We start from the raw sequence: 6,575 nt of genomic DNA, 5'->3' as shown, positions 1-6,575 counted from the left end.
GCGCCCAACACCCCGGGTACGGCCGCGCCGAACCCGACCAATGCCCCCGCCCATTCCGAGCAGCCGGCACCCACCACCGCGGCGCCGGCCCCTCAGACTCCGGGGGAGAACTGCAGGAAGGCGGACTGATGTCCGCACCGGCACCGCCGTCCGCTGGAGCGTTCCCCAGTCCACCGGGCGGGTTCGCTCCCGCGCCGCCACCCTCGACCCGCCGCAACGTCGAACTGTTGCTGCTGGGTTTCGCGGTGGTCATCACCACGGTTGCGCTGGTGCTGGTGGAGGCCAGTCAGGATCAGGAAATCACCTGGGATCTGGCCAAATTGGGTTTCGCCTATCTGGCGCTGTTCGGTGTCGCCCATCTGGCGGTGCGGCGGTTCGCCCCGTTCGCCGATCCGCTGCTGTTGCCGATCGCGGCACTGCTCAACGGACTCGGGCTGGTGTTGATCCATCGCCTGGATCTCGCCGACGAGCAGACCGCGATCCACAATTCGTGGTCGATCCCCTCCCCCGACGCCAATCAACAGGTGCTGTGGACAGCGCTGGGGATCACCCTGTTCATCGCGGTGCTGGTGCTGCTGCGCGACTACCGCACCCTGGCCCGCTACGGCTATACGCTCGGTCTGCTCGGCCTGGTGGCGCTGATGATCCCGGCGCTGCTGCCCGGGAGGTTCTCCGAAACCAACGGCGCCAAGATCTGGATCCGGTTACCGGGTTTCAGTGTGCAGCCGGGTGAGTTCGCGAAGATCCTGCTGATCATCTTCTTCGCCTCGGTACTGGTCGCCAAGCGCGATCTGTTCACCGCGGCCGGACGCCACGTCCTGGGAATGGAGTTGCCGCGACCGCGCGACCTCGGCCCGATTCTGCTGGTGTGGGCGGCCTGCCTGGTCGTGTTGTTCTTCGAGAAGGACCTCGGCACCTCGCTGCTGATCTTCGCGACCGTGCTGGCCATGCTCTACATCGCGACCGAACGGGTGGGCTGGCTGATCGTCGGCGCCGGACTGCTCGCGCTCGGATTCTTCCTCGCCTACAACGCCTTCGGCCACGTGCGGGTGCGGGTGTCGACGTGGTTGCACCCGTTCGACGACTACAACAACACCGGTTACCAGATCTCGCAATCGCTGTTCGGGCTCGCGACCGGCGGCCTGGCCGGAACCGGACTCGGCAGCGGACGGCCCTCGCAGGTGCCGTTCGCCAAGACCGACTTCATCGTCGCCACCATCGGTGAGGAGCTGGGCCTGATCGGGCTCACCGCGATGCTGATGCTGTTCGCCGTCTTCGTGGTGCGCGGCCTGCGCACGGCACTGGCGGTCCGCGACAGTTTCGGCAAGCTGCTCGCCGCCGGATTGGCGTTCACGATCGCCATTCAGGTATTCGTGGTGGTGGGTGGCGTCACCAAACTGATTCCCCTGACCGGACTCACCACCCCCTTCGTGTCCTACGGCGGCTCCTCGCTGCTCGCGAACTACGCCCTGCTGGCGTTGCTGGTCAAGATCTCCGACGCCGCTCGTGCGCCGGCGCCGGCTCGCCGCCGGGAAGCCGCGCCGATCGCCGAAGCGCAGACCGAGATGATCCGCGCCGAGACGCCCCGACCCGAGAAGGGAGAGCCGGCATGAACACCCCGCTCCGCCGGGTCGCGATGGCCGTCATGGTGATGATCGTCGCGCTGCTGGTCAACGCGACCTACGTCCAGGTGATCAAGGCCGACAGCCTGCGCAACGACCCGCGCAACTCCCGGGTCCTGCTCGACGAGTACAGCCGCCAGCGCGGTCAGATCTCGGCGGGCGGCACGGTGCTGGCCAGTTCGGTGGCCACCGACGACCGCTACAAGTATCTGCGCACCTATCCCACCGACCCCTCCGCCTACGCCCCGGTGACCGGCTTCTATTCGATGCAGTACGGCAGCACCGGTCTGGAGCGTTCCGAGGATTCCGTGCTCAACGGGTCCGACAGCGCGCTGTTCGGCCGCCGCCTGATCGATATGATCTCCGGACGCGATCCGCGCGGCGGCAATGTGGTGACCACCATCAATCCGATGATGCAGAAGGTCGCCTACGACCAGCTCACCAGCAAGGGTTACACCGGTTCGGTGGTGGCCATCGAACCGAGTACCGGCCGCATCCTGACCATGGTGTCGACACCGAGCTACGACCCGAACCAGCTGTCCACGCACGACGGCGCGCGTGCCACCCAGGCCTGGGAATCGCTGAGCGCGGACCCCGGTCAGCCGATGTTGAATCGTGCGGTGTCGCAGACATATCCGCCCGGTTCGACGTTCAAGGTCGTCGTCGCCGCGGCCGCGCTGTCGATGGGGATCAAGCCGGAGGACGCGTTCACCGCGGCGCCGAACATCACCCTGCCCGGTACGAACACCACGCTGGAGAACTACAACGGCACCCCGTGTGGCGGCGGTGCGACCGCGACCATGCACGACGCGTTCCGGCTCTCGTGCAACACCGCCTTCGCCGAGATCGGCATGAAGGTGGGTGCGGCCAAACTCAAGGACGAGGCCGCGGCCTTCGGCATCGGCCCGCATTCGGGCATTCCGATTCCGGTGGCCGACAGCACGGTCGGGCCGATTCCGGACAACGCGGCGCTCGCGCAGACCAGCATCGGACAACGAGACGTGGCTCTCACCCCGCTCGACGATGCGGTGATCGCGGCTACCGTAGCCAATGGCGGTGTGCGGATGGAACCGCATCTGGTCGACCGGACCCAGGGTCCCGACCTGCGCGATCTGTCCACCACCAAACCGGTGTCGGTCGGGCAGGCGATCAGCGCCCCGGTGGCCAGCCAGCTGACCGGGCTGATGATCGATTCGGAGAAGTCCACGGCCGGGGGCACCCAGCCGCGGCCGTACCAGATCGCTTCCAAGACGGGCACCGCCGAACACGGCAGCGACCCGCGCAACACCCCGCCGCACGCCTGGTACATAGCGTTCGCGCCGGCCCAGAACCCGAAGATCGCGATCGCTGTCATCGTGGAGAACGGCGGCGACCGTGCCCTGGCGGCGACCGGTGGATCGGTGGCGGCGCCGGTGGCACGGGCGGTGCTGGATGCCGGATTGCAGGGGGGCTGAGAACAATGAGTAAGCGAGGACCAGGACCCCAGGTGGATATGCAACAACGTCGTGATCGGCGAACCTACCGACGGGGGCGGCCATGCTGAACAACGGTGCCCTGATCGCCGATCGGTATCGGCTGCAACGTCTGATCGCCACGGGCGGTATGGGCCAGGTGTGGGAGGCATTGGACACCCGCCTGGACCGCCGGGTCGCGGTGAAGGTCCTCAAGGCCGAATTCTCCGCGGATCCGACGTTCCGGCATCGGTTCAAGACCGAGGCCAAGACCACCGCCCAGCTCAACCACCCCGGCATCGCAGGCGTCTACGACTACGGCGAGACCTACGATCCACAGGGTGGTGAAACCGCCTACCTCGTGATGGAGCTGGTCCAGGGCGAACCGCTGAACGCGGTGCTGAACCGGCTCGGCCGGCTCTCGGTCGGCCAGGGTCTGGACATGCTGGAACAGACCAGCCGCGCCCTCGAGGTCGCCCATGCCGCGGGCGTCGTCCACCGCGACGTGAAGCCCGGCAATATCCTGGTCACCCCCACGGGTCAGGTGAAGATCACCGACTTCGGCATCGCGAAGGCGGTCGACGCCTCACCGGTGACCAAGACCGGCATGGTGATGGGCACCGCCCAGTACATCGCCCCCGAGCAGGCCACCGGCGAGGACGCCACCTCGGCCAGCGATGTGTACTCGCTCGGCGTCGTCGGCTACGAGGCGCTGTCGGGCCATCGGCCGTTCACCGGCGACGGTGCCCTGACGGTGGCGATGAAGCATGTGCGCGAGGCGCCCCCGCCGATGCCGGCCGATCTGCCGCCGAACGTGCGCGAGCTGATCGACATCACGATGACCAAGGATCCGACGCGGCGCTATCACAGCGGCGGCGAATTCGCCGATGCCGTGGCCGCGGTCCGGGCCGGTCGACGCCCACCGCCGCCGCGCGGAGGTGCGGTGCCGCAGACCGGTGCGACTCGCGTACTCCCGCCCGGTCCGACCGCGGTGATCCCGCGCAACGACTACGACGGCGCGACCGTCCGCTACCCGACCGCCGAACCGGCCCGGGTGGGCGCGGCGGCAGGTTCGACGGCCATGATGCCGGGTCCCGGCGGCCCGGACGAGGACGGCGAGAAGCCGGGATTCACCACCGGTCAGAAGGTGATGGCCGGGCTCGGCGCCGGCGCGGTGCTGCTCGGCGGCCTGGCCGCGTGGGTGCTGCTCAGCGGTAAGGCGCCGGATTCGACGGTGTCGCCGGTGAAGTCGACCACCTCCGTCGTCGCGCCCCCGCCGCCGACCACGGTGTGGACGACGACCGAGGAACCGACCACCACCACCCAACCGGCCCCGCCGCCGGTGGTGACGACGACTCCCGAGCCGACCACGACGACGACACCGCCGCCGACCACGACCACCACGGCACCGCCGACGACCACCACCACCCGGGAGCGGCCGACCCGCACCACACGCCCCACAACACGCCCGTCCTACCCCTCGCTCGACCTACCATTGCCGGGGGCCGGCGATTCACTGCCGGGGGTCGGCGGTACGCACGAAGCCGACAGCAGCAGATACCCCGAAACCTCCTCACAAGGAATGCCATGACGACCCCGAAGAATCTGTCTTCTCGCTACGAACTGGGCGAGATCATCGGATTCGGCGGTATGTCGGAGGTGCACAAGGCTCGTGACCTGCGGCTGGGTCGCGACGTGGCGATCAAGGTGCTGCGCGCCGACCTCGCTCGCGACCCCACGTTCTATCTGCGGTTCAAGCGCGAGGCACAGAATGCAGCGGCGTTGAACCATCCGGCGATCGTCGCGGTGTACGACACCGGCGAGGCCGAGGTGGACGGCGGCCCGCTGCCCTACATCGTGATGGAGTACGTCGACGGCGAGACGCTGCGCGATATCGTGCGCGGCAAGGGTCCGCTGCCGCCGCGGCGGGCGATGGAGATCATCGCCGATGTCTGTGCCGCACTGGATTTCAGCCACAAGAACGGCATCGTGCATCGCGACATGAAGCCGGCCAACATCATGATCAACCGCCAGGGTGCGGTGAAGGTGATGGACTTCGGCATCGCGCGCGCCATCGCGGACAGTTCGAATCCGATGACCCAGACCGCCGCGGTGATCGGCACCGCGCAGTATCTGTCCCCGGAACAAGCCCGCGGCGAGCAGGTCGACGCCCGGTCCGATGTGTACTCCGTCGGCTGTGTGCTGTACGAAATCCTCACGGGGCAGCCACCTTTCACCGGCGACTCGCCGGTCGCCGTCGCCTACCAGCATGTCCGCGAGGATCCGAAGCTGCCGTCGCTGGTTCATCCCGGCGTACCGCGCGAACTCGATTCGGTCATCCTCAAGGCGATGAGCAAGAATCCGGCCAACCGGTATCAGTCCGCGGCCGAGATGCGCGCCGATCTGATCCGGGTGCTGGGCGGCCAGAAGCCGCAGGCCCCGATGGTGATGACCGAGGAGGACCGCACCACCTTCCTCGGCAGTATGGATCCCGAACCGCGTAGTTACCGCACGGTCGAACGCAACGACGGCGACGACGAACCGGAACCCGAATCCGAGGGGCCCAGACGCAAGTTGTGGATCGGCATCGGCGCGGCCGCGGTGGTCGCGGTGCTGGTCGCGCTGTTCTGGGTGTTGATCGGGCCGGGCAGCCGGCCCGATCAGGTCGCGATCCCCGATCTGGCCAACAGACCCGCCCAGGAAGCCCAGAGCGATCTGGAGAAGCTGGGCTTCGACGTCGCCATCCAGCAGAAACCGGACGGCAAGGTCGCCAGCGGCAATGTGGTCGCGACGCAGCCGCTCGGCGGCGCTCGGGTGGACAAGGGGTCCACGGTGACCCTGCAGATTTCGACCGGACCGCAGCAGGTACCGGTGCCACAGCTGACGAAACTCACTCAGCAGCAGGCCGAGCAGAATTTGAACGCGGCCGGGCTACTGCTGGATCCGCAGATCCAGCGGGGCGCCTCCAGTCCGGAGGACAAGGACAAGGTGATCGCCGAATCCCCCGCCGCCGGCACCAGGATCGATGCCGGTTCCAAGGTGACGATCACCCTCGGCAAGGGTCCGGACCAGGTTCGCGTGCCCGATGTGGTGGGTCAGTCGATCGATGTGGCAGAACCGAACCTGGCCGACAGCGCGGGGTTCAAGGTCGTGATCCAGAAGGTCAGCTCGTCGCGGCCCGCCGGTGAGGTGCTGTCCACCGATCCGGCCGGCGGCTCCATGGCCGACAAGGGCTCGACCATCACGGTCCAAGTGTCCAGCGACCAGATCACCATGCCGTCGCTGACCGGCCTCACCCCGTCGCAAGCCGTGGACAAACTGCGCTCGGTGGGCTGGACCGGCGGTGTGGGCCAGATCAGCCAGAGCACGCAGGGCACATTCGACGCGAGCAATGTCGGCCGGGTGATCGATCAGCAGCCCCGACCGGGTTCGTCGGTGGCGCGCAACGCGACCATCACGATCGTCACGGGAGTGCTGGGACCGCCCTGATCCGGGCCGGTAA

Annotated in this window: 4 protein-coding genes; all 4 read left to right on the top strand. The window is 67.8% G+C overall.

What is annotated here, in order from left to right:
• Positions 1–128 precede the first annotated feature (128 nt).
• The 4 genes from A5789_RS01670 (at position 129) to pknB (ending at position 6,562) form a co-directional block, all read left to right on the top strand.
• A complete protein-coding gene (locus A5789_RS01670; protein WP_036525362.1) occupies positions 129–1,613 on the top strand; it encodes an FtsW/RodA/SpoVE family cell cycle protein in 1,485 nt (494 codons plus the stop codon).
• Entirely contained in the window at positions 1,610–3,076 is a 1,467-nt protein-coding gene (locus A5789_RS01665; RefSeq protein WP_063015289.1) for a penicillin-binding protein 2, read from the top strand. The genes A5789_RS01670 and A5789_RS01665 overlap by 4 nt, the downstream gene beginning before the upstream one ends.
• A gap of 82 nt (positions 3,077–3,158) precedes the next feature.
• Positions 3,159–4,664, top strand: coding sequence for a protein kinase (locus A5789_RS01660; RefSeq protein WP_064901818.1), 1,506 nt, complete (start codon positions 3,159–3,161; stop codon positions 4,662–4,664).
• Entirely contained in the window at positions 4,661–6,562 is a 1,902-nt protein-coding gene (pknB, locus tag A5789_RS01655) for a Stk1 family PASTA domain-containing Ser/Thr kinase (RefSeq protein ID WP_064901819.1), read from the top strand. Before A5789_RS01660 ends, pknB begins: the two co-directional genes overlap by 4 nt.
• The last annotated feature ends 13 nt before the right edge of the window (positions 6,563–6,575 follow it).

It is taken from the genome of Nocardia sp. 852002-51101_SCH5132738 (assembly GCF_001665695.1).
Taxonomy (GTDB): Bacteria; Actinomycetota; Actinomycetes; order Mycobacteriales; family Mycobacteriaceae; genus Nocardia; species Nocardia nova.
This window is presented reverse-complemented; position numbering and strand designations above follow the sequence as displayed.